The sequence below is a fragment of the Delftia tsuruhatensis genome (assembly GCF_903815225.1).
Taxonomy (GTDB): domain Bacteria; phylum Pseudomonadota; class Gammaproteobacteria; order Burkholderiales; family Burkholderiaceae_C; genus Comamonas; species Comamonas tsuruhatensis_A.
Genome location: NZ_LR813084.1, coordinates 1088724 through 1110837, shown reverse-complemented (window position 1 = coordinate 1110837; position 22114 = coordinate 1088724). Strand labels below are relative to the sequence as shown.

The 22114-nt window shown below is 70.5% G+C and carries 21 protein-coding genes and 1 pseudogene; 9 read left to right on the top strand and 13 right to left on the bottom strand.

Annotated features, from left to right (window positions below):
• Positions 1–209 precede the first annotated feature (209 nt).
• The 6 genes from L1Z78_RS05030 to L1Z78_RS05005 all read left to right on the top strand — a co-directional run bounded on the left by L1Z78_RS05030 (position 210) and on the right by L1Z78_RS05005 (position 7320).
• Positions 210–1277, top strand: coding sequence for an ABC transporter substrate-binding protein (locus L1Z78_RS05030; protein WP_234640460.1), 1068 nt, complete (start codon positions 210–212; stop codon positions 1275–1277).
• Entirely contained in the window at positions 1274–2329 is a 1056-nt protein-coding gene (locus tag L1Z78_RS05025) for an ABC transporter permease (protein ID WP_234640459.1), read from the top strand. The genes L1Z78_RS05030 and L1Z78_RS05025 overlap by 4 nt, the downstream gene beginning before the upstream one ends.
• Entirely contained in the window at positions 2323–3126 is an 804-nt protein-coding gene (locus L1Z78_RS05020; protein ID WP_234640458.1) for an ABC transporter ATP-binding protein, read from the top strand. The genes L1Z78_RS05025 and L1Z78_RS05020 overlap by 7 nt, the downstream gene beginning before the upstream one ends.
• 14 nt (positions 3127–3140) lie before the next feature.
• The gene (locus L1Z78_RS05015; protein WP_234640457.1) at positions 3141–4301 is read left to right on the top strand and encodes a c-type cytochrome; all 1161 of its coding nucleotides are present in this window, start codon (positions 3141–3143) and stop codon (positions 4299–4301) included.
• Between the two features lie 278 nt (positions 4302–4579).
• Positions 4580–5053, top strand: a complete 474-nt coding sequence (locus L1Z78_RS05010; protein WP_234640456.1) for a (2Fe-2S)-binding protein — start codon at positions 4580–4582, stop codon at positions 5051–5053.
• Between the two features lie 14 nt (positions 5054–5067).
• Positions 5068–7320 carry a xanthine dehydrogenase family protein molybdopterin-binding subunit gene (locus tag L1Z78_RS05005; protein ID WP_234640455.1) on the top strand — a complete coding sequence of 751 codons (2253 nt, stop codon included), beginning with the start codon at positions 5068–5070 and terminating at the stop codon, positions 7318–7320.
• Between the two features lie 4 nt (positions 7321–7324).
• Here the strand turns inward: L1Z78_RS05005 and L1Z78_RS05000 are convergent, their stop codons facing one another.
• The 10 genes and pseudogenes from L1Z78_RS05000 to L1Z78_RS04955 form a co-directional block, all read right to left on the bottom strand.
• The gene (locus L1Z78_RS05000) at positions 7325–8278 is read right to left on the bottom strand and encodes a LysR family transcriptional regulator (protein WP_234640454.1); all 954 of its coding nucleotides are present in this window, start codon (positions 8276–8278) and stop codon (positions 7325–7327) included.
• Between the two features lie 66 nt (positions 8279–8344).
• Entirely contained in the window at positions 8345–9229 is an 885-nt protein-coding gene (locus tag L1Z78_RS04995) for a DMT family transporter (protein ID WP_234640453.1), read from the bottom strand.
• 44 nt (positions 9230–9273) lie between these two features.
• Positions 9274–9600, bottom strand: a pseudogene (locus tag L1Z78_RS04990) (alcohol dehydrogenase catalytic domain-containing protein); the annotation flags it as partial.
• 155 nt (positions 9601–9755) lie between these two features.
• Positions 9756–10874 (bottom strand): porin, encoded by a 1119-nt coding sequence (locus L1Z78_RS04985; protein ID WP_234640452.1) that lies wholly within the window; start codon positions 10872–10874, stop codon positions 9756–9758.
• A gap of 48 nt (positions 10875–10922) precedes the next feature.
• Positions 10923–11882, bottom strand: coding sequence for a Bug family tripartite tricarboxylate transporter substrate binding protein (locus L1Z78_RS04980; RefSeq protein WP_418921705.1), 960 nt, complete (start codon positions 11880–11882; stop codon positions 10923–10925).
• Between the two features lie 44 nt (positions 11883–11926).
• Positions 11927–13036 (bottom strand): CobW family GTP-binding protein, encoded by a 1110-nt coding sequence (locus L1Z78_RS04975; protein WP_234640450.1) that lies wholly within the window; start codon positions 13034–13036, stop codon positions 11927–11929.
• Positions 13033–13395, bottom strand: a complete 363-nt coding sequence (locus L1Z78_RS04970; protein ID WP_234640449.1) for a hypothetical protein — start codon at positions 13393–13395, stop codon at positions 13033–13035. Before L1Z78_RS04970 ends, L1Z78_RS04975 begins: the two co-directional genes overlap by 4 nt.
• An 8-nt stretch (positions 13396–13403) precedes the next feature.
• The gene (locus tag L1Z78_RS04965; protein ID WP_234640448.1) at positions 13404–15191 is read right to left on the bottom strand and encodes a hydantoinase B/oxoprolinase family protein; all 1788 of its coding nucleotides are present in this window, start codon (positions 15189–15191) and stop codon (positions 13404–13406) included.
• The gene (locus L1Z78_RS04960; RefSeq protein WP_234640447.1) at positions 15188–17284 is read right to left on the bottom strand and encodes a hydantoinase/oxoprolinase family protein; all 2097 of its coding nucleotides are present in this window, start codon (positions 17282–17284) and stop codon (positions 15188–15190) included. The genes L1Z78_RS04965 and L1Z78_RS04960 overlap by 4 nt, the downstream gene beginning before the upstream one ends.
• Before the next feature lie 17 nt (positions 17285–17301).
• Complete coding sequence (locus L1Z78_RS04955; RefSeq protein ID WP_234640446.1) at positions 17302–18165, bottom strand: fumarylacetoacetate hydrolase family protein; 864 nt, start codon at positions 18163–18165, stop codon at positions 17302–17304.
• A 154-nt stretch (positions 18166–18319) separates the two neighbouring features.
• On the opposite strand from L1Z78_RS04955, the gene L1Z78_RS04950 reads away from it, so the two are divergent.
• The gene (locus L1Z78_RS04950; RefSeq protein ID WP_234640445.1) at positions 18320–19252 is read left to right on the top strand and encodes a LysR family transcriptional regulator; all 933 of its coding nucleotides are present in this window, start codon (positions 18320–18322) and stop codon (positions 19250–19252) included.
• Here the strand turns inward: L1Z78_RS04950 and L1Z78_RS04945 are convergent, their stop codons facing one another.
• Complete coding sequence (locus L1Z78_RS04945) at positions 19253–20206, bottom strand: 2-hydroxyacid dehydrogenase (protein ID WP_234640444.1); 954 nt, start codon at positions 20204–20206, stop codon at positions 19253–19255.
• A complete protein-coding gene (locus tag L1Z78_RS04940; RefSeq protein WP_234640443.1) occupies positions 20203–20616 on the bottom strand; it encodes a VOC family protein in 414 nt (137 codons plus the stop codon). The genes L1Z78_RS04945 and L1Z78_RS04940 overlap by 4 nt, the downstream gene beginning before the upstream one ends.
• Positions 20617–20737: 121 nt before the next feature.
• Between L1Z78_RS04940 and L1Z78_RS04935 the strand changes: the two genes are divergently transcribed.
• Positions 20738–21619, top strand: coding sequence for a LysR substrate-binding domain-containing protein (locus tag L1Z78_RS04935; RefSeq protein ID WP_234640442.1), 882 nt, complete (start codon positions 20738–20740; stop codon positions 21617–21619).
• Here the strand turns inward: L1Z78_RS04935 and L1Z78_RS28125 are convergent.
• Positions 21594–21878 carry a hypothetical protein gene (locus L1Z78_RS28125; protein ID WP_418921720.1) on the bottom strand — a complete coding sequence of 95 codons (285 nt, stop codon included), beginning with the start codon at positions 21876–21878 and terminating at the stop codon, positions 21594–21596. The two genes, L1Z78_RS04935 and L1Z78_RS28125, sit on opposite strands and share 26 nt — an antisense overlap.
• On the opposite strand from L1Z78_RS28125, the gene L1Z78_RS04930 reads away from it, so the two are divergent.
• Positions 21771–22085 (top strand): hypothetical protein, encoded by a 315-nt coding sequence (locus tag L1Z78_RS04930; RefSeq protein WP_418921673.1) that lies wholly within the window; start codon positions 21771–21773, stop codon positions 22083–22085. The two genes, L1Z78_RS28125 and L1Z78_RS04930, sit on opposite strands and share 108 nt — an antisense overlap.
• The last annotated feature ends 29 nt before the right edge of the window (positions 22086–22114 follow it).

The window sequence follows — 22114 nt, the reverse complement described above, 5'->3', positions numbered from 1 at the left end:
CCTGAAAAGTCGTCGATGCAGCCCATTATTCGGAGCCCTCCTGCTGCGCACTACGAAGAAAAATGCGTTCGCTTATTCGGTTTGCGCATGTCGAGCGGCCGCCGTTCGCCTATTTGCCGGACACATATGAATGCGCGTTTTGCTTCGTTGGAGACCAGGCGGTGTGGGACCAGGATCGGCAGTCCTGAAACCGTTTCGGAGGGAGTTCCATGACCCGCACGCCCCATACACCCCACACACCCCAAGACCACCAGTGCGCCGACTGCACCACGACCGGGCCTTCGCTGTCGCGACGCACGCTGCTGCGTGGCGGAGCCGCCGCCGGCGCCCTGGGCTCGGCCGCCTGGTTCAGTGGCCGCGCAGGGGCGCAGCCGCGCCGCAAGATCACCTTCGCCTGGAGCCAGGCAAGCTTTTGCCATTCGCCGATTCCCGTGGCGCTGGAGCGCGGCTTCTTCGAGCGCAACGGCCTGGACGTGGAATTGCTCAACTGGGGCGGCTCGGCCGACCAGTTGCTCGAAGCCCTGGCCACGGGCAAGGCCGACGCCGGCGCGGGCCTGATCCACCGCTGGATCAAGCCGCTGGAGGCGGGCCTGGACGTCAAGCTCATCGGCAGCGTGCACGGCGGCTGCCTGCGCCTGGTGGGCGTGCGGTCGGCCGGTGTCACGCTGGAGCCGAAGACGCTCAAGGGCAAGACCATCGGCGTGGCCGACCTCAACAGCCCGGCCAGGCAGTTCTACGCCATCCACCTGGCCAAGCGCGGCCTGGACGTGGACAAGGACATCGAATGGCGCGTCTACCCGGCCGACCTGCTGGACGTGGCGGCGAAAAAGGGCGAGATCCAGGCCATCGCCGACGGCGACCCCAACCTCTACCTGATCGAAAAGCGCAACCCCGGCACCTTCCTCGAACTGGGCAACAGCGCCAAGGGCGAATACGCCGAAAGCATCTGCTGCGTGATCGGCGCGGGCGCCCGGTTCGCCAAGGCCGACAAGGCGGCCGCAGCCAACGTGGTGCGCGCCCTCACCCAGGCCTCCGACTACATCGCGGAGAACCCCAACGAAACCGCGAAGATCTTCGCGAAATACTCGCCCAAGGTGCCCGTCGAAGACCTGCAGCGCCTGCTGGCCGAGCTGACCTTCAAGCACCACCCGCACGGCAAGCCGCTGCGCGACGAGGTCCAGGCCTTCGCCGCCGACTTCCGCACGGCCGGCGTGCTCAGGAAGCAGACCGATCCGGTCCGCTTCGCCAACCACATCACGCTGGACGTGCTGGCATGAGCACCGCAGGACACGATTGGCGCCTGGCCGCGCACGGCGCGGCAGATCCCGCGTCCACGGCTGCCGCAGCACCGGCTGCCGCAGCACCAGCAGGCCGGCTGTGGCGCACGGGCCTGCTGGCCGCTGCCGCCTGGGCCGGGCTGGGCATGCTCACGCTGCTGTGGCCCAACAAGGAGATCGGCTTCAGCGAATGGGCCTTCACCCGGGAGTTCGGCATCACCGCCCTGGTGGCCGCGCTGGCGCTGCTGGCCGCCGCCGTGCTGCAACTGCAGAAGGCGCCACGCCTGGACCGCTGGCTGCGGCCTGCAGGCGCCTGGCTGGTGGCCGCGCCGCTGCTGCTGGCGCTGTGGGAAACATTGACGGCCAAGCTGGGCGTGCTGCCGCCGCCCTTCTTCGCGCCGCCGCAGAGCCTCATCGATGTGGTCCACGAGGACTGGCAGCGTCTGGGCCTGTCCACATTGCACTCGCTGCGGCTGCTGCTCAACGGCATCGTCATCGGCGCCCTGGTCGGCTTTCTGACAGGGGTGTGGATCGGCTGGTCGCGCATCGCGGGCTACTGGGTGCATCCGCTGCTGCGCTTCCTGGGCCCCGTACCGGCCTCGGCCCTGCTGCCGCTGGCCTTCTTCTTCGCACCGTCGAGCTACTCGGCCGCGGTCTTCCTGGTGGCCCTGGCCACCTTCTTCCCCGTGGCCGTGCTGACCTGGTCGGGCGTGGCCTCGGTGGGCAAGAGCTACTACGACGTGGCCCGCACGCTGGGCGCCTCGTCCTGGTTCCTGGTGCTGCGCGTGGCCATTCCGGCCGCCCTGCCCCAGGTCTTCGTGGGCCTGTTCATGGGGCTGGGCGCTTCGTTCTCGGTGCTGATCACGGCCGAGATGATGGGCGTGAAGGCCGGCCTGGGCTGGTACCTGCAGTGGGCCCAGGGCTGGGCCGCCTACGCCAACATGTATACGGCGCTGCTGGTCATGGCCGTGCTGTGCTCGGGACTGATCACGCTGCTGTTCACGGTGCGCGACCGTGTGCTGTCCTGGCAGAAGGGAACCGTCAAATGGTGACCGCTGCAGACACGGCCCCCACGGCACCGGCATCGGCCATCACGGGCGCCGCCATCGACGTGCAGTCCGTCAGCCACTGGTTCGGCCAGGGGCGCACGGCCCTGCAGGTGCTCGACGACGTCAGCCTGCGGGTGCGTCCCGGCGAATTCGTCGCCCTGCTGGGCCCCAGTGGCTGCGGAAAATCCACCCTGCTGCGCCTGGTGGCGGGGCTGGATGCCCCCACGGCAGGCGCCGTGACCCAGGATGGCACGCCCATCACCGAGCCCGATCCTTCGCGCATCGTGGTCTTCCAGGACCCCACGCTGTTTCCCTGGCGCACCGTGCACGGCAACGTGGCCCTGGGCCTGCAGGCGCGCGGCCTGCTGGGCAGCCAGTCGCACCGCATCGCCGAGGCGCTGCGCCTGGTCGGCCTCACGGAGTTCGCGGACAGCCATCCCCACCAGCTGTCGGGCGGCATGGCCCAGCGCGCGGCACTGGCCCGCGCCCTGGTCAACGACCCGCGCCTGCTGATCCTGGACGAGCCGCTGGGCAAACTGGACTCGCTGACGCGGCTGGCCATGCAAAGCGAGATCCTCAGGATCTGGCAGCGTGCCGGCTTTTCCGTGCTGCTGGTCACGCACGACGTGGAAGAGGCCCTGTTCCTCGCCAACCGCGTGCTGGTCTTCAGCCAGCGGCCCGCGCGCATCGTGGCCGAGCTGCCGGTGGACCTGCCCTACCCGCGCCAGCGCGGCCATGCCCGCCTGGCCGAACTGCGCCATGAGGCGCTGCGCCACCTGGGCCTGGACCAGACCTGGTAGGAACCACGGACTTCATGCAGCGCAGCGACGCCCCCGAGTGGCTGAACCCCTTGATCGCCGCCCTGCAGCAGGCCCAGGCAGGCCTGCTGCAGGCGCTGCACGGCCTGGGCCTGGTACCGAGGGTGGACGGCCAGCCCGCCTGGCCCTGGGCCCTGCGCCTGTCGGGCGAGAACCTGCTCATCGACCTGGGGCAGGCACGCGGCCTGCTGTGGTCGCTGGCTGCCCTGGCGACGGCCGCCGCGCTGCTGGTGCTGGCGCTGTCCATCCGGCGCACGCGGTGGCCGGCCCTGGGCCTGGCCGTGCTGGTCCTGGCGCTGGCGCCCTGGCCGCGTGCCGATCTGGTCCTGGTGCCCGCCCGTCCCACCAGCCTGCATGCCTCGCCCACGGGCTTCAGCGTGGAAAGCATCGCGCGCGGCAGCCAGGCCTATGCACGGCACTGCGTGGCCTGCCATGGCGCGGACGGGCGTGGCCATGGCCCGCTGGCAGCCCGCCAGTCCCCCTGGCCACCCAACTTCACCAGCCCCCTGCTGTGGCGCCGCGCCGATGGCGACCTGCTCTGGACGATTCTTCATGACACGCGCACCGTGCAGTCGGAGACCGGCCCGCAGGCGCATGGCCAGTCGGGCCGCCTGTCCAGCGACGACGCCTGGGCCCTGATCGACTTCATGAAAGCCCAGGCCGCCGGCCAGATGCTGCGGATCGCGGGCACCTGGCCCTATCCCGTGGGCCTGCCCGACATGGACGTGCGCTGCGCCGGCCAGCCTCTGCGGCGCCTGCAGGCATGGCAAAGCCGCCAGCAGCGCCTGAGGCTGGTGGCCGGTGCCGCGCAAGTCCAGGAAGACCCGCGCCTGGTCAGCCTGCAACTGCGGCCGGACGAACCCGCGGGCAACGCCGCGCTGGACTGCACCGTCACCGACCCGCGCGCCTGGCAGGCCATGGCCCTGATCAGCGGGTCCACCCGGCTGGAGGGCATGCAATGGATGGGCGACCGCGACGGCTGGCTGCGCGCCCTGTCACGGCCCGGCGCGGCGGGCTGGTCGGAAGACGACCTGGTCTGCCGCACGGACACGGTCGCCTGGCCCGCCACCGGCCCTGCCGCCGACGGCCTGGGAGCCCTGATCGCACGCATGGACGCGGAGCCGGTGCGCTTCGTCAAGGGCGGCTTCGTGCATTGAGCCTGCACCGGGCACCGGGTCGGCGCGCGCAATGCTCCGCCACACCCATGCCGCTGGCGACAGCCACCATGGACCCGCGGCCCCTCAGGGACCCGCTCGATCGGCGATTGGCAACTTTTCCTTGCCAATCCTTCAAGGACGGCAGGACTAGTGGCCGGTCCGCGCTCTTCCTATATTCGCGCCTCGGCGCGTCCCCGCTTTCTGAAAACGGAGATGCGCGCGACACTGACGCGGGGTCCCCACCCCCGCATGACCGGATCGAACAAAGGAGAGAAGCAATGACCGATCTCACCATCAACGGCAAGGCCGTTTCCGTGGACCTGGATCCCGACACGCCCATCCTGTGGGCGCTGCGCGACACGCTGGAGATGACCGGCACCAAGTTCGGCTGCGGCGCGGCGCTGTGCGGCGCCTGCACCGTGCACATGAACGGCCAGGCCATACGTTCGTGCGTGACACCGATCTCGGCGGCGGCCGGCCAGAAGATCACCACCATAGAAGCCATGACCTCGGGCAGCGACCGCGTGGGCACCGCCGTGCGCGATGCCTGGGTGCGCCACGACGTGGCCCAGTGCGGCTACTGCCAGAGCGGGCAGATCATGAGCGCCACGGCCTTCCTCAAGACCCTGCCCAAGGGCAAGAAACCGAGCGCAGAGGAGATCGATGCCGCCATGGCGGGCAACATCTGCCGCTGCGGCACCTATGCGCGCATCCGCACGGCCGTGGCCGATGCCGCGCGCACCCTGGGCTGAAAGGAGCAGACACCATGCTGAACACCTTGCACCCCGCCGAACTGCCGCGCGCCCTGCGCCACATCCTGGAGCGTGACGAGGCCGCCACCGGCACCGCCACCGGCATGCAGCGGCGCAGCTTCCTGAAACTGGCCGGCGCGGGTTCGCTGGCGCTGGGCGTCTTTCCCGCCATGGCGCAGGCGCCGGCCGGCAATGCGGCCCCTGGCCTCAAGCCCACCGAGCAGCCCTCGTCCTTCGTGGAAATCTCGCCCGATGGCGAAGTGACCGTGGCCATCAACCGGCTGGAATTCGGCCAGGGCGTGCACACCGCACTGCCCATGGTGCTGGCCGAGGAGCTGGATGCCGACTGGAGCAAGGTCCGCGCGCGCCTGGGCGGCAATGACCCGGCCTATGCCGATCCGCGCTTCGGCATCCAGATGACGGGCGGCTCCACGGCCCTCAAGCACAGCTTCACGCAATACCGCGAACTCGGCGCCCGCGCGCGGGCCATGCTGGTGGCCGCCGCCGCCGAGCGCTGGAAGGTCGATGCCGCCACGCTGCGCACGCGCGAAGGCTTCGTGCTGGGCCCGGCCGGCAAGAAGCTCGGCTATGGCGAGCTGGCCCAGGCCGCCATGGCCCAGCCCGTTCCGGCCACCGTGCAGCTCAAGCAGGCCAGGGACTTCCGCCTCATCGGCAAGCCCACGGGCCGCATCGACGCACGCGCCAAGAGCAGCGGCCAGCAGAGCTTCGGCATCGACATGCACCTGCCGGGCCAGCTGACCGCGGTGATCGCCCACCCGCCTGTCTTCAAGGCCAGACTGGCCTCACTCGACGATGCCGCCGCGCGCGCCGTGCCCGGCGTCAAGGCCGTGCTGCGCGTGCCCGTCGATGGCGGCGGCGAAGGCGTGGCCGTGATCGCCACGGGCTACTGGCCCGCGCGCAAGGGCCGCGAGGCGCTCAGGGCGCAATGGGATACGGACGCCGTCGAGAAGGTGGACAGCGAGCGCCAGCTGGCCCAGTACCGCGCACTGGCCACGCAGCCCGGCGCGCGCCACTTCGATGCCGACATCTCGGCGCTGGACAAGGCCCCCCGCCATATCGAGGCCGAGTTCAGCTTCCCCTACCTGGCCCACGCCCCCATGGAGCCGCTGAACTGCACGGTGCGGATGGCAGAGACGGGCGAGGCCGGTGCCGACCTCTACCTGGGCACGCAGTTCGCGGGCGTGGACGGGATGGCCGCCGCGCGCGTGCTGGGCCTCAAGCCCGAGCAGGTGCGCGTGCATGTGCAGATGGCCGGAGGCGGCTTCGGGCGCCGTGGCGTGGGCACCAGCGACTATGTGGTCGAGGCCTGCCAGGTGGCCCTGGCCGCGCGCGGCGCAGGACTGAAGGCGCCCGTGCGCATGGTCTGGAGCCGCGAGGACGACATCAAGGGCGGCTACTACCGCCCCATGCACCTGCACCGCGCGAAGATCGGTTTCGACGAGCGCGGCAAGGTGCTGGCCTGGGACCATGCCATCGTGGGCCAGTCGATCACGGCAGGCACCATGTTCGAGGGCGGCATGGTCAAGAACGGCATCGACGCCACGGCCGTGGAGGGCATGCGCGAGCCCTATCCGCTGCCCATGCGCCTGACCGTGCACCATCCCAAGGTCAACGTGCCCGTGCTCTGGTGGCGCAGCGTGGGCTCGACCCACACGGCCTTCGTCATGGAGACGCTGATCGACGAGATCGCGCGCGGCAGCCGCCAGGATCCCGTGGCCTACCGCATGCAGCTGTTCGGCGACAGGCATCCGCGCCACCGCAGCGCGTTGCAGCTGGCCGTGGACAAGAGCGGCTACGGCAAGCGCCAGCTGCCCTCGGGCCGCGCCTGGGGCGTGGCGGTGCACGAATCCTTCGATACCGTGGTGGCCTATGTGGTCGAGGCCTCGGTCAAGGAGGGCCGCCCGGTACTGCACAAGGCCACAGCCGGCGTGCACTGCAACCTGGCCGTGAACCCGCGCACCATCGAGGCGCAGATCCAGGGCGCGGCCCTCATGGGCCTGTCCATGTGCCTGCCCGGCGCGGCGATCACGCTCAAGGATGGCGTGGTGGAGCAAAGCAACTTCGGCGACTTCGCCGTGCCGCGCATCACCGACATGCCCGAGATCGCCGTCCACATCGTGCCCAGCGCCGAACCGCCCACGGGCATGGGCGAGCCCGGCCTGCCGCCGCTGGCGCCGGCCTTCGCCAACGCCGTGGCGCAGTTGACGGGCAAGCCCGTGCGCAAGCTGCCCTTCGACCTGGCCTGAGACCCTAGCCGCCGCCCCCCGCAGCGGCGGCCAGTTCCCGGGCGGTCAGCACATGCCCCGCACCGTCCTGCATGCGCTCCACCGCCATGTCGATGAAGGCACGCACGCGCCGGGGCACGGACGCCCGGCTGCCGTAGTAGACATGCAGGCCGATGTGCTCGCAGGAATGCGCCAGCAGCAGCGGCACCAGGCGCCCGGCGCGGATGTGCGGCGCCGCGGCGATGTTGGCCAGCTGCCCCAGCACCTGGCCGGAGAGCACGGCATGCAGTTCCAGCTCGGCATCGTTGGTGGACAGCGCGGCCGTCATGTAGCGGTGCTCGATCTCGTCGCCCACCTTCAGGTACCAGGGCAGCACATTGTCCGTCGCCCCATGGCGGAACACGCTGCAGCGGTGCCCTGCCAGGTCGTCCAGGCTGCGGGGCACGCCGTGCCTTTGCAGGTACTCGGGCGCCGCGCAGATAAACAGCTGTATCGGGAACAGCCTGCGCGCGATCACGCTCTCATCGGGCGAGACGCCGATGCGAAAGCCCACGTCCACGCGGTCCAGCACCCAGTTGCCGATGCCGTCGTCCAGCCGCACGTCGGGCACGATGCCCGGGTGCCTGCGGCAGAACGCATCGACCAGGGGCATGAGCACGGGCGCGAACGAGGACTTGGGACCCACGATGCGCAGCGGGCCCGCGATCTCTTCCCGGCTCTCGCGCGCCAGGCTCAGCGCCCGGTCCAGCGCGGCCAGGGCCGGCTGGGTGTTCTCCAGGAAATGCTGGCCTTCCTCGGTCAGCGCCAGGCTGCGCGTGGTGCGGTGCAGCAGGCGCACGCCCAGGTGCTGCTCCAGCTGGGCCACGGCCTGGCTGGCCGCCTGGGGGCTGACACCCTGGGCCCGCGCCGCCTGGCGCAGGCTGCCGAGTTCCACCGCCTTGGCGAAGGTGGCGATGGCGCGCAGTTCATTGATGGGCATGGGAGGGAAAGCCGGAGCGGTGACGGGCAGGACGCCAGTATCTCCGCTCTGCCTTGTCCCCGTGGTTCAGCGGCGCGCCAGCCACACGCCCACGGCCGTGATCGCCATGCCGGCCAGGGCCGGTCCCGCCAGCGTCTCGCCGAACAGGGCCCAGGCGATCAGCGCCGTGGCCGGTGGCGTCAGGTAGAACAGGCTGGCCACGTTGACGGCCCCCCCGCGGCGGATCAGCAGGTTCAGCAGGCCCACGGCCCCCACCGACAGCACCAGCACCAGCCAGGCCAGGGCGAAGACGAACTCGCCCGTCCAGTCCACGCGCAGCGTCTCGGTGCCGGCGGCCAGCGCCGCCGTCACGGCCAGACAGGGCAGGTACTGGATCACCGCCCCCGTGCGCAGGTCGAACGCAGGGCAAAAGCGCTTCTGGTAGAGCGTGCCCGCCGTGATCCCGGCCAGCGCCACCACGGCCGGCACCAGCATGGACAGCAGGGCCGCCGTGGGCACCGAGGCGATCTTGCCCGCCACCACCAGGGCCACGCCCGCGAACCCCAGGGCCAGCCCGGCCCACTGCCGTGGCCGCACGGCCTCGCCCAGCAGCAGGCCCGCCACCAGGGCCGTGATCAGGGGCTGCAATCCCACGACCAGGGCCGTGACGCCGGAGGGCAGGCCATGGGCGATGGCCGTGAACACGCCGGCCAGGTACACGCCGTGCACGAACAGGCCCGAGACCGCGATGTGCAGCCACTGCCGGCCCGGGCGCGGCCAGGGCGCGCGCAGCAGCAGGGCCACGGGCAGCATCAGCGCGATGACCGCCGCATAGCGGATGGACAGGAAGGTCAGCGGCTGCACATAGGGCAGCCCGAACTTGGCGCCGATGAAGCCCGTGCTCCACAGCAGCACGAACAGCCAGGGCAGCAGGGCGGCGAGCGCGCCCGGCGCGGGGGATTCTTGTTTCATCGGGAGGATTCGGCAGTCGAGGCGGCGGGCGACAGTCTCTCATGCCCGCCCAACAGCAGGGCCGCCGCTTCTTCGTCGCCCAAGGCGTCGGGCAGCCTGACCAGGCGCTCGGCCGGGTACAGGCGCGCACTGGCATAGGCGCCCAGCGGCCCCGTGGCATAGCCCACACGACCCCCGACCGCCACATGGGCCACGCCCTCGCCCACGGCCGCCACCCGCCCCGCGCCCTCCAGGCCCAGCCCCGGGGGAAAGACCATGGGCACGGCCCCCTTGCGCTGGCTGACATCGAGCGGATTCACGCCGATGGCGGTCTGCTCCAGCCAGACCTCGCCCGGGCCGGGCGCCTGCACTGCGAGCGGCACCCGGCGCATGGCATCAGGTGTGCCTGCGGCGTCGATTCGGACCTTGATTCCTTGCGGCATTTCTTTGCTCCCGTGAAATGCAGGCAGCGTAGGGCAGGCGATCCCTGGCAGCAATCAGGCCCCGTGCAGTTCATTGCTGCATGCAGTGCAGCAATGAAGGCCCGTCAAAAGTCCTGCCGCAGCCCGACCTCCAAGCCTGTCGAAGTCCGCCCGCCAAAGTAGTTGGCCGCAGCGGGGCTGCCGCTGACCGGGGGGCCGCCGGCCACCGCGAAGGCCGCCCCGCCCCGGTTGGAGATGCGCGCCGCATGCACGTACAGCGCCGTGCGCCGCGACAGGGAATAGACGTAGCCCAGGCCCAGCAGGTCCGCGTCATTGGCGCTTTGCGCGGCCGTGGCGCCGGTCTGGTCGGCCTTCACGTAGCTGAGCTTGACCACGCCGGGGCCGGCGGGGATGCTGGCGCCCACCAGGGTGTTGACCGTGCGGTCGGCGCCATGGATCCAGCGGCGCTGCGCCAGGCTGGCCTTGAGCCAGCCGAAGTCGTAGGAGACGCCGTAGCTCTGGTCCTTGAAATGCGTGCCGCTGGCGGTGTTGCGCGTGGTCAGCTGCGCGGCCGCCAGGTTCCAGCCCGCGCCCGTCCAGCCCAGCCGAAAGCCCGTGGCGCGCGTGAAGCCAGCCGCCGTCGTGCCCTTTTCGCCGGCCGTGGCGATCAGGCTGCCCTGGAACCCGCCCAGTCCCGAGGGCAGGAAGTACTCCACCGCGTTGCTGACGCGCAGCGTGGGATTGGCCGACTGGGATTCCGGCGCCGTGCCGAAGGCCTGTCCCAGCGCCCGCGATGCGGTGAAGGAGCGGAAGCTGTTGGCGCCCGCGATGCCCAGGGTGGCGAAGGGATCGAAGCCGCTCCAGACCAGGTGGGTGGGCACCCAGTCTCGGCCCAGTCGCAGCTCGCCCCATTGCCGCGACGCCAGGCTGACGGTGGAGCGGCGGTCCCAGAACGGGCCGCTGGCGCCCATGGCGCCCATGGCGCCCGTGTCGGCGAGGAGGGTGCCATCCAGGTAGAAGCCGGCGCTCAGCCCCGCGCCCAGGTCTTCCTGGCCGCGCAGCACCAGCTTGCTCGTGGAGTTGGCCCCGCTGGCCAGGGACGTGGTCGAGCCCAGGCCCTGGTTGTGCACCTGGCGCACGCTCAGATCGACCGTGCCGGACAGCGTGACCGAGGACTGCGCTCCCGCCTGCAGGGCCGCGAGCCCCAGGAAGCCGGCCACCATGTGGCGCATCAATGCATTCATGTCGTCTCCTCTCTTGTGTTGTCTGCGGTGCGCGGGCGGCGCGCTCCGCTATTCGGGCTTGAAGCCCGCGCTCCTGAGCAGCTCGGCGCTCTGCGCCACGTCGGCCGCGATGAAGCGCTTGAACTGCTCCGGGGTTTCGGTGACCGGATCGATGCCGAGACTGGCGAAGGCGCCCGACTTCGCCAGCTCCGCGACGGCGGCGTTGGCCGCTTCGTTGAGCCGGCGTATGCGGTCGGCCGGCGTGTCGCGCGGCGCCCACAGGCCGTACCAGGAGACGTAGGCAAACCGGGGCAGCCCGCTTTCCTGCAGCGTGGGCACCTCGGGCGCCAGCGGACTGCGCTTGCCGGAGGTGATGGCGATGGGCTTGACCTTTCCCGCCTTGGCCAGGGGCAGCACCGAGATCATGGAGTCCAGCAGCAGATCCACATGGCCCCCGCCCACGTCGACCAGGGCTGGCTGCGTGCCCTTGTAGGGCACGTATTCGAGCTGCATGCGGCCCTGCTGCGCCAGCATCAGCGTGGCCAGGTGGCTGGGCGCGCCCACGGCGGGGATGGCCGCCGTCCAGGTGTTCTTGGCGCCCGCGGCCAGCACCTCGCCCAGCTTGCCGTAGGGATGCTGGGGCGAGATCACCAGCATCAGCGGCGCCTCGCCCACGCGGGCGACCGGTGCGAAATCGGTCTGCGGGTCGTAGGGCGGATGGGCCAGCACCTGCTTGGCCAGCACATGCGTGGCGGCCGAGAACAGCAGGGTGTAGCCGTCGGCGGGCGCGCCCTGCACCGCGCGGCCGCCGACGACGCCGCTGCCGCCGACACGGTTCTCGACGATCACCGTGGCGCCCAGCTGCTTGCGCAACTGCTCCGAGAACAGCCGGGCCGCGCTGTCCACGCCGCCGCCGGCCACGAAGGGCACGATGACGCGGATGGTACGGCCCGCCTCGGGAAAGCGCGCGGGGCTGGCGGCCGCCGGGGAAGCCCAGGCCGGCAGGGACGCGGACATGGCGCATGCCATGGCCACACCGACGCACAGCGGCGCCAGCAGGCGGCGGGAAATCTTCATGGTCTGTCTCCTGTTTTTTGTGAAATCGATGGGGCCGCGCCGGCAGGCATGGCGCGGCGGCCATGGCGGCGCACCAGCACGCTGAGCGTCTCGTCCAGGGCCTGGGCATCCAGGCCCCGCGTGATGAAGACGATGCGCGTGCGCCGGTCCTCGCCGGGCCAGGCCGGCAGCCGCTGCGGCGGCGCGAACAGGTGCTGGGCACCGTGGATGGCCAGCGGCTGCTGCGGGCTTTCCAGCAGGTGGACGATGCCCTTGACGCGCAGCAGGTCGTCCCCGCGCAGCGCCATGACCATGTCCATCCACTCGCCGAAGGCCGCCGTGGGCAGGGGCTGCTCGCGCTCCAGCACGAAGGACGAGATGCCGCCCCGGTGCACACCCTGGCCCCCGCTTTCGCCGGCCTCCTGCCCTGGCAGCGCGGGCCGGTAGGCCGGCGCCTGCGCCCCCGCCTCCAGGGCCTGGGGCTCGGTGCACATCAGCTGCTGCAGCCGCTGCACATGGCCGACCGGCTCCCGGGCCAGCGGGGCCTGGCCGTTGAGCGACCGGATGGCGTCCAGCAGGTCCGCAGGCGGCGGCGCGCCGGCCAGCAGGTCGGTCTTGGTCAGCAGCACCAGGTCCGCGACCGCCAGCTGCCGCTGCGCCTCGGGGTAGCCGCGCAGCGTGGCCTCGCCCAGCAGGGCATCGACCGTGCAGGCCACGCCGGCCAGCGCGTAGCGCGCGCGCACCGTGGGCTCGCCCAGGAAGGAACGCAGGATGGGGCCGGGGTCCGCCAGCCCGCTGGTCTCGATGAGCACGCGGCGTGGCGCGCCCTCGGCACGCTGCGCCAGCCGCTGCAGCGCACCCACCAGGTCGCCGCGCACGCTGCAGCATAGGCAGCCGTTGGCCAGCAGCACGGTGTCCTCGCTGGCGAAGCTGACCAGCGCCTGGTCGATGCCGGTGGCGCCGAACTCGTTGACGATGATGGCCGTGCCCTCCAGGTCGGGCAGGGCCAGCAGCCGGTTGAGCAAGCTGGTCTTGCCGCTGCCCAGAAAGCCCGTGAGCACGGTCACCGGGATGCGCGGCCGCGCATCGTCCGGCAGGGCCAGCAGGGCCGAGAAATGGCCGCTCATGCCGCGCCTCCATGGACTTCGGCGAACGAGCGCAGCGTGCGCTCCAGCCGCGCCAGCGCCCACTGCGCCACGGCCGGCGGCACCGCATCCGAGCCCAGCACGTCGAGCAGGTCGCGCAGCGGCTGGCCGCCCCACTCCAGCCCGCTGCGGGCACGGAACCAGTGCGCCACCTCGGGCTGCTCGCAGCGCTCGCCCCCGTCCTGCAGGTAGTCCACGATGTCCAGCTCGAAATCCTCCAGCCGCAGGCTGATGCCGCCCGCGCCGCAGGCGCAGGCGCCGCCCAGGGCGACATGGCGCAGGGCCAGTCCGCACCAGAGGTCCCACAGCAGGGCCGCCTGCTGTGCCGTTGCCGAGGCCATGGCCGTGCTCACTGCCCGTCCCAGGCCACGGCGCAGGACGCCGCACCGGATGCAGCGGCGCCGCTGCGCAGCGCCTGCGTGCCTGCGTGGTCCACCTGGCCCCGGGCGTCCAGGGCCACGCGGTAGACCTCGCGCGCCACCCGGGCGCTCACATAGCCTTCGCGCACGTCCTCGGCCACCTTGTCCAGGTCGCGCGCCAGCGGGTCGCCGAAGCCGCCCCCGCCGCCGGAGAGCATCCTGTAGGCATCGCCGCGCTCCAGCCGCACGTTGAAGATCTTGGCGTTGGCATGGTCGGTCTTCCACTCGCCCTTGTGGCGCACGGCCAGGCCATTGCCCATGGCGTCGCCGCCGCCTTCCAGCCCCCAGGGCTTGCAGTGCACGCGGTCGATGCGCGTGGTGACGGTGAAGGGCGACAGCGCCTGCACCACCATCTCCGCGCCCAGGCCGCCGCGGAACTCGCCCGCGCCGGCCGAGTCCTGGCGGATCTCGTACTTCTCCACCAGCACGGGGTACTTGGCCTCCAGCTGCTCGGTGGGGCTGTTGTGGGTGTCGCCGTCGTTGATGCAGACGGTGACGGAAACACCGTCCTCGCGGCTCTTGGCGCCCCAGCCGCCGCCCAGCGGGCCGATGCCGACGATGAACAGCCGCCCGTCCTCGGGCGAGATGCCGTGGATGTTGGGGAACACCAGGTCGGCATGGTGGCCCGCGATGGAGCGGTCGGGAATGGCCGGCGCCAGGGCCTTGAAGATGGTGTCGATGACCGTCATGGGGAAGGTCATCCACACCCGCATGGGATAGGGCCGCTCGGCGCTGATCACCGTGCCCATGGGCATGATGACCTTCAGCGGCCGGAAACTGCCGTCGTTGACCGGGTAGTCGGTCGGCGTCGTGAGGCATTTGTAGGCGACCTGGGCGCAGGCGATGCCGGTGGTGAAGCCGCTGTTGTAGAAGCCGCGCACCTGTTTCGACACGTCCGACAGGTCCACCGTCATCTCCTCGCCCTGCACCGTGACCTTGACGCGGATGGGAATGCGCTTGCCGATCTCCAGGCCGTCGTCGTCCATGAAGGACTCGGCCTCGTACACGCCATCGGGAATGGACAGCGTGTTCTTGCGCGCCACCGCCTCGCTGGCGTCCATGATCTGGGCGATGGCACCGTTGACGGCGCCCGCGCCGTAGCGCTGCAGCAGCTCCACATAGCGGCGCTCGCCCGTGGTGATGGCCGTGATCTGCGCGCGCAGGTCGCCCAGGGCGCGCTCGGCCAGGCGCACGTTCATGGCGATGATGTCGATCAGGTCCTGGTTGACCGCGCCCTGGCGCTGGTACTTCATGATGGGGATCTGTATCCCCTCGCTGAAGATGTCCGTCGTCACGTTGCCCAGCGTGCCGCCCACGTCCAGCCAGTGGGCCATGCAGCAGGTGAAGCCTTCGAGCCGGCCTTCGTGGAACACCGGCATGGTGAAGGTGAAGTGGTTCAGGTGGCTGCCCGTGGTGTAGGCGTCGTTGGTGACCAGGATGTCGCCGGGCAGGATGTTGTCGTAGCCGAAATGGCGGATCTTGGCCTTGACGGTCTCGGACATGCCCCGGATGAACATGGGCAGGCCCAGGCCGATGGAGACCGTGTCGCCCTCCTTGGTGAACAGGCCGACCGTGAAGTCCAGCGCCTCGTAGATGATGAGGTTGTAGGCCGTGCGCGTCAGGTTGGTCTTCATCTCCTCGGTGACGGCGTACAGGCCGTTGCGGATGATCTCCACGGTGACCGGGTCGACGGTCTTCGGTTCGGTGATGGCATTCATTGGCGGTCGCTCCCGATGTCGATTTGCAGGTTGCCCAATTCGTCCACGCGCAGCCGGTCGCCGGGCTGCACGACGGTGGTGGAGGCGTGCTCCTCGATGAGGGCCGGGCCGGCGATCTCGTTGCCCGAGAGCAGCCGGTCACGGATGTAGACCGGCGTGTCGGCCCAGCCTGTGCTGCGGAAGTACACGGGCTTGGTGGCGCGCACCGCCAGCGTGTCGGGCGCCGCCGTGCCCCTTTCCACGCTGTGCCTGGGCGGCTTCTTCATCGTGCCCAGCACGGTCACGCGCAGGCTGACCAGGTCGGCCGGCTCCTGGGGCGCCGAGGTGCCGTAGCGCACCTTGTGCAGTTCGTCGAACTGGCGCTTGATGGCCGAGCGGTCGCGGCCCTCGAAGAAGGCCATGGGCAGGTCCACGGTCACCGCATGCTCCTGGCCCACGTAGCGCATGTCGGCCGCGCGCTCGATGACCACGCCCTCGGGCCGCACGCCGGACTGCGCCAGCGCCGCGCGCCCCTCGTCCTCCATGCGCTGGTAGGCGGCCTCGATCTCCTCGAAGGACACGTCGCCCAGCTTGCGGAACACCGAGCGCACATAGTCGTAGCGCAGGTCCGAGAACAGCATCCCGTAGGCCGAGAAATACCCGGGCGCATAGGGAATCAGCACCTTGCGGATGCCGATCTCGCGCGCGATCGCCGAGGCATGCAGCGGCCCCGCGCCGCCGTAGACGACCATGGTGAAGCTGCCCGCGTCGAGCCCGCGCTCCGTGGTCACGGCCTTGACCGCGTGCGACATCTGGGTGACCGCGATGCGCAGGATGCCGTCGGCCGCCTCGGTGGCATCCAGGCCCAGCGGGGCCGCCACGCGCTGCACCATCTGGCGCTGGCAGGCATCCATGTCCAGGCGCAGCTCGCCGCCCAGGAAATGCTCGGCGTCCAGCCGGCCCAGCACCAGGTTGGCATCGGTCACCGTGGGCTCCGTGCCGCCCCGGCCGTAGGCCACGGGGCCGGGGATGGAGCCCGCGCTCTGCGGTCCCACGCGCAGCGCGTTGCCGGTCTCCACCCGGGCGATGGAGCCGCCGCCCGTTCCCACTTCATGGATGTCCATCATGGGGATCTGGATGGGCAGGGCGCGCTCGTAGCCGCCGATCAGCGCCGAGCCCGTGGTCAGCGGCCGGCCTTCGCTGATCACGCCGGCCTTGGCCGTGGTGCCGCCCATGTCGAAGGCGATGGCGTCGCCCATGCCCAGCTGCGCGCAGATGGCCTGGGCGCCGATCACGCCGGCGGCCGGGCCCGATTCGAGCATGCGCACGCAGCCGACCTTGGCATGCTCGACCGGGAACAGCCCGCCCGTGGACTGCACGATGTAGAAGTCGCCACCGAAGCCCTTGCCGCCCAGGTGGTCCTCCAGCTGGCCCAGGTATTCGGACACGCGCGGGCCCACGTAGGCATTGGCCACGGCGGTGGAGACGCGCTCGAACTCGCGGTACTCCTGGGACAGCTCGTGCGAGGCGCAGACGAAGGCGCCCGGCATCTCCTCCTGCAGGATCTGCTTGACGCGCTGCTCGTGCGCCGGGTTGCGGTAGGAGTGCAGCAGCAGCACGGCCACGGCCTCCACGCCCTGCCCCTTGAGCTCGCGCGCCAGCTCGCGCACGGCCGCCTCGTCCAGCGGCTTGTGCAGGCTGCCGTCGGCGCGCAGGCGCTCGGACACCTCATGGCGCAGCGAGCGCCGCACCAGAGGCTGGTGCTTGTTGAAGAACAAGTTGTAGGCATCGGGCCGGTTCACGCGGCCGATCTCGTAGATGTCGCGAAAGCCTTCGGTGATCAGCAGCGCCGTCTTCGCGCCATTGCGCTCCAGCAGCGTGTTGATCGCAATCGTCGAGCCATGCAGGAACAGCTGGCCGTCGCGCCAGTCGATGCCGGCGCTGTCGATGGTGGCCTGGATGCCGTTGACCAGCTCGCCATGCGTGGACAGGGCCTTGCCGAACAGCAATTGGCCGCTGGCCTCGTCGAAGGCGGCCATGTCGGTGAAGGTGCCGCCGATGTCGACGGCAATGCGCAGCCGGGGGCGTTGCGCGGGGGTGGCGTTGTTTTCCATGGGGCTTGTCTCCATCCTCAAGCGGCTGCAGCGTCGTCGGTACCGATGCGGTTGCGCAGGACACCGAGGCCGGTGATCTCGACCTCGACGATGTCGCCTTCCTTCATGTACAGCGGCGGCTCGCGGCGGTCGCCGACGCCGCCGGGCGTGCCCGTGGCGATCACGTCGCCGGGCGACAGCGGCGTGAAGCGCGAGACGTAGGCCACGATGGTGGGGATGTCGAAGATCAGGTCCGACAGGCCGGCCTTCTGCATCACCCGGCCGTTGACGCGCGTCTCCAGTTGGAGCTTCGTCACGTCGGGCACCTCGTCGCGCGTGACCAGCCAGGGGCCGAAGGGCGCGGTGCCGGGAAAGTTCTTGCCGGGCGTGAACTGGTGCGTGTGGCGCTGCCAGTCGCGCACGCTCACGTCGTTGAAGCAGGCGTAGCCGGCGATGTGGCCGAAGGCATCTTCCCTGGCGATATGGCGCCCGCCCTTGCCGATGACGAAGGCCAGCTCGCCCTCCCAGTCGAAGCGCTCGGAGAACGCGGGGCGCAGCACCTCGTCGCCATCGGCGGCCAGGCTGTCGTTGAAGCGCAGGAACAGCGACGGGTACTCGCTGTCGGCACGCTTGGTTTCCGCCACGTGTGTCTTGTAGTTCAGGCCCACGCAGATCAGCTTGCCGGGGGCGGGGATCACGGGCAGGGCGCGGGTCTGCGCGGCGTCGATGGACACGCCACCCTGCTGCAGGGCCTGCGCCAGCGCATCCAGCGCCTGGGCACGCAGCACGCTGGCGAGGTCGGGGTGGCGGGCGAGGAATTCAGCCGGCGGCTGCAGGTAGCTGCCGTCCCGGACCAGCCCGTAGCTGGGCTGTCCGGCATGGATGAAGCTGGCGAGTTTCAACGGTTTTTCCTTGTCGCAAGTTCTGGAAAACTGCCAGCGAAGCGCCGCTGGCAAGGGACAAGGTCCACTGTAGAAATCGCGTCGATATCTGCATAGATAGAATTTTCCGTTTTCAGGATTGCTGAAAAAGGCATATCTCCATCGGGTATCCACCATGCATCTCCCCAGCGTCAGGCTGTTCCTCGAAGTCGCCGAGGCCGGCAGCATCAGCAAGGTCGCCACGCGGCGCCACACCGTGCAGTCGCACATCAGCCGGCAGATCAGCGAGTTCGAGTCGGCCCTGGGCGGCGCCCTGTTCCGGCGCACGGGCCGGGGCGTCACGCTGACGCCGCTGGGCCTGCGCGCGGCGGCCCGGCTGCGCGGCTGGCTGCAGGAGACCGAGCAACTGCAGGAGACGCTGCGCGCCGAGGCGGGGCAGCTGTGGGGCGAGGTGCGCCTGGGCATCGTGCCCTCGGCCGCGCACCCGCTGATGACCCATCTGTTCGGCTGGCTGCAGCGCGAGCACCCGGGCATCCGCCTGAACATCACAGAAGCGCAGGGCACGGAGCTCGACGCCCTGCTGGACAGCGGCGCCGTGGACATCGCCATCCTGTTCCGCTTCGCGCGCCCGGGCGGCGGCGACGAACGGCTGCTGAGCACGGCGCACAGCTATCTGGTGTCGCGCCCCGGTGATCCGCTGACGCAGGCGCCCACGCTGGAGTTCACTCGGCTCGACGGCCTGCCGCTGGTGCTGCCGCGCCGCCCCAGCCACTGGCGCGACGCGCTCGACGATGCGGCGCACGGCCACGGCTTTCGCCTCATCGCCGCCGCCGAGGCCGATTCGCTGACCGTGCAAAAGGAACTGGTCGCCCATGCGAGCGGCCTGTACTCGGTGATCGGCCCCTACTCCATCGACGCCGAACTGCGCCAGGGCCGGCTGCAGGCCAGCCGGCTGGTCAACCCCGGCCTGGTGCGCCATGTGGCGCTGGCCCTGCCCAAGCACGGCAAGCTCACGCAGGCCTGCCGCGTGGTGGGCGATGCCATCGAGGCGTTGACGCAGTCCTGGGGCGGGCAACTGATGCCAGGGGCCTTGAGCGCGGAGGCCTGATCAATAGCCCCGTGCCGCATCCACCGCCTGCGGCATCTGCCCGGTCGCACGCCAGCGCCGGATATTGCCCGCCACGATGGCCGAGGCGGTGGCGCGGTCGGTCGGCGCCGAGATGTGGGGCAGCACGGTGACGGCCGGATGCGTCCATTGCCAGGCGGACTCGGGCAGCGGCTCCTGCGCGAACACATCGAGCACGGCATGCCCCAGATGGCCGCTGTCCAGCGCCGCGCGCAGGGCCGCGTCATCCACGATGGGGCCGCGCGCGAAGTTGATCAGCGAGGCGCCGGCGGGCAGGCCGGCAAGCGCCTGCGCATCGACGATGCCCTGCGTCTGCGGCGTCAGCGGCAGCAGGCAGACGAGGATGTCGGTGCGCGCCAGCATGGCCGGCAGTTCGGCAGCGCCCGCATGGCAGTGCACGCCGGGCAGCTGCTTGCGCGTGCGGCTCCAGCCGCAGACCTGAAAGCCCGCGCCGAGCAGCCGCTGCGCAGCCGCCTCGCCCAGGGCGCCCAGGCCCAGCAGGGATACGGTGCGCTCCCGGGCATGCACAGGGTCATGCGCCAGCCATTGCCGCGCGGCCTGCTGGCGCGCATAGCGCGGCATGTCGCGGTGCAGGTACAGCGTCCAGGCCAGCACGGCCTCGGCCATGGTGTCGGCCAGCTGCGGGTCCACCAGGCGCACGATGGGCAGGCCGCTGCCGCCCAGGTCGCCGACCAGGCGCTCCACGCCGGCCCAGACGCTGTGCACCCATTGCAGGTTCGGCAGCGTGCGCAGGTCGGCGGGCTGCGGGTTGGCGACGATGGCGACCTCGCAGGCCGCGCGCTGTGCCGCATCCAGCATGTCCAGCGGGACCACGCGCTCCTCGGGAAGTGCTGTCTGCAAGGCTTGCAGCCAGGCACGGGCCGATGGATAGCCGGGCGCGCAGACCAAGGGCAGCACGGACTGCGCGCCACTCATTTCGCGAAGACCTTGTCCAGGTCGGCAAAGCCCTTGACCTCGATGGGATTGCCACTGGGATCGCGAAAGAACATGGTCGCCTGCTCGCCGGGCTGGCCCTCGAAGCGCAGGCTGGGCGGGATCACGAAGTCGATCGCCTGGCCCTGCAGCCGCTCGGCCAGGGCCTTCCAGTCGGCGATGGCCATCACCAGGCCCAGGTGGGGCATGGGCACCATGTGTTCGCCGACGCGGCCCGTGTGGGTGACCGCGAAAGGCTCGCCCAGGTGCAGCGAGATCTGGTGGCCGAAGAAGTCGAAGTCCACCCAGGTGTCGGTGCTGCGGCCTTCCTGGCAGCCGAGCAGGCCGCCGTAGAAGGCGCGCGATGCGTCGAGGTCGCGGACATGGTAGGCAAGGTGAAAGCTCGTGCGCATGGTTTTTTTCTCCTGTGAGGGACGGATGCGCGGGCCGGGGCCCGCCGTGGGTGGCGCGAGCCTAGCAGAGGCCTTTCGAAAGTGATAGCGTTGATTTCTTTGCATTCCCCAAGGAAATCTTTTGGAGACACGCTATCTCAAGAGCCTGATCGCCGTGGTGGACAGCGGCTCCATCGCCGATGCGGCGCGCATGGAGCACCTGACCGCCGCCGCCGTGGGCCAGCGCGTGCAGGCGCTGGAGCGCGAGCTGGGCTTTGCCCTGCTGTCGCGCAGCGGCCATGCGGCCCGCCCCACCCAGGCCTGCATCGCCCTGTTGCCACGCGCACGGCGCCTGGTGCGCGAGGCCGCGCTGCTGGCCAGCGACGCCAGCGCCGATGGCCTCGGCGGCACGCTGCGCATCGGTGCCATCTCGACCGCATTGACGGGCATGCTGCCGGCGGCGCTGCGCAGGCTCACACAGGCGGCGCCGCAGTGCCGGCCCGTCATCGTGCCCGGCACCTCGCGTTCGCTGTTCCAGATGCTGCAGGCCGGCGAACTCGATGCGGCCATCATCGTCGCGCCGCCGTTCGAGCTGCCCAGGATGCTGCGCGCCGTGCAGCTGCGCAGCGAACCGCTGGTGCTGCTGGCCCCACCGGGCGTACGCGGCCGGGCCGCAACGCTGCTGCGCGACCTGCCCTACATCCGCTACGACCCCGACGCCTGGGGCGGGCGCCATGCGGCGCGCTGGCTGGCCGACCAGGGGCTGGAGCCCGCCGTGCTGTGCGACCTCGACGCGCTGGAGGCCATTGCCATGCTCGCGGCCGACGGCATGGGCGTGGGCCTGGTGCCACGCTGGACGGGCCTGGAGCGCTTCGCGGGCGACTGCCGCATGCTGCCCGTCGCGGGGGCCGCCTATGAGCGATCCATCGTGCTGGTCACCAGCGCCGAACCCGACCTGCCGCAGATGACGGCTTTGCTGGAAAGCGCGCTGGCCCAGGTCAGTCCGCCTGCACGTAGCCCGTGACGCGGATCATCTCGCGGTACCTGGCGATCTCGCGGGCATAGGCGGCAGCGGCTTCGGCGGGCCTGGCGACATTGCGGCCGTCGGCAACCTGCCAGCCAGCACGCCCAGGACGCTGACCACGGCCAAGGCCGTCCAGGCGGAACTCAGGAAGGTGCGCGAGCGCGGCTATGCCATGGTGGTCGATGATTTCATCATGGGCGAGGTCGCCCTGGCCGCCGCCGTGGTCGACGCCGAAGGCGTGCCCCTGGGCGCCCTGCACCTGAGCGGCTCCTCCAGCCAGTGGCCGGCCCGCTCCGCACCGCTTGCGTCCTGGCCATGCGGGGACCTGGGAACGCCTGTCCATGGCCGAAAAACGGGATTCCGTCAACGCCTTCCCACCCGCCCAGGAAACCATGGGAAGGTTGCATTTATTTTCACTTTCGTGATTCGGACTCCCTTTCATAGGACATTGTCTGAAAATATATAACAGCCCATAGGACAATTCCTATTTCTCAA

Bases quoted from the DNA above. Each gene is read 5' to 3' on its own strand.
- L1Z78_RS04960 (WP_234640447.1), bottom strand. From the start codon at position 17,284: ATGGAAAACAACGCCACCCCCGCGCAACGCCCCCGGCTGCGCATTGCC.
- L1Z78_RS04980 (WP_418921705.1), bottom strand. From the start codon at position 11,882: ATGGCATGCGCCATGTCCGCGTCCCTGCCGGCCTGGGCTTCCCCGGCG.
- L1Z78_RS04985 (WP_234640452.1), bottom strand. From the start codon at position 10,874: ATGAATGCATTGATGCGCCACATGGTGGCCGGCTTCCTGGGGCTCGCG.
- L1Z78_RS04970 (WP_234640449.1), bottom strand. From the start codon at position 13,395: ATGGCCTCGGCAACGGCACAGCAGGCGGCCCTGCTGTGGGACCTCTGG.
- L1Z78_RS04950 (WP_234640445.1), top strand. From the start codon at position 18,320: ATGCATCTCCCCAGCGTCAGGCTGTTCCTCGAAGTCGCCGAGGCCGGC.
- L1Z78_RS05000 (WP_234640454.1), bottom strand. From the start codon at position 8,278: ATGCCCATCAATGAACTGCGCGCCATCGCCACCTTCGCCAAGGCGGTG.
- L1Z78_RS04945 (WP_234640444.1), bottom strand. From the start codon at position 20,206: ATGAGTGGCGCGCAGTCCGTGCTGCCCTTGGTCTGCGCGCCCGGCTAT.
- L1Z78_RS05020 (WP_234640458.1), top strand. From the start codon at position 2,323: ATGGTGACCGCTGCAGACACGGCCCCCACGGCACCGGCATCGGCCATC.
- L1Z78_RS05010 (WP_234640456.1), top strand. From the start codon at position 4,580: ATGACCGATCTCACCATCAACGGCAAGGCCGTTTCCGTGGACCTGGAT.
- L1Z78_RS04975 (WP_234640450.1), bottom strand. From the start codon at position 13,036: ATGAGCGGCCATTTCTCGGCCCTGCTGGCCCTGCCGGACGATGCGCGG.
- L1Z78_RS04995 (WP_234640453.1), bottom strand. From the start codon at position 9,229: ATGAAACAAGAATCCCCCGCGCCGGGCGCGCTCGCCGCCCTGCTGCCC.
- L1Z78_RS05030 (WP_234640460.1), top strand. From the start codon at position 210: ATGACCCGCACGCCCCATACACCCCACACACCCCAAGACCACCAGTGC.
- L1Z78_RS04940 (WP_234640443.1), bottom strand. From the start codon at position 20,616: ATGCGCACGAGCTTTCACCTTGCCTACCATGTCCGCGACCTCGACGCA.
- L1Z78_RS05025 (WP_234640459.1), top strand. From the start codon at position 1,274: ATGAGCACCGCAGGACACGATTGGCGCCTGGCCGCGCACGGCGCGGCA.
- L1Z78_RS05005 (WP_234640455.1), top strand. From the start codon at position 5,068: ATGCTGAACACCTTGCACCCCGCCGAACTGCCGCGCGCCCTGCGCCAC.
- L1Z78_RS04965 (WP_234640448.1), bottom strand. From the start codon at position 15,191: ATGAATGCCATCACCGAACCGAAGACCGTCGACCCGGTCACCGTGGAG.
- L1Z78_RS05015 (WP_234640457.1), top strand. From the start codon at position 3,141: ATGCAGCGCAGCGACGCCCCCGAGTGGCTGAACCCCTTGATCGCCGCC.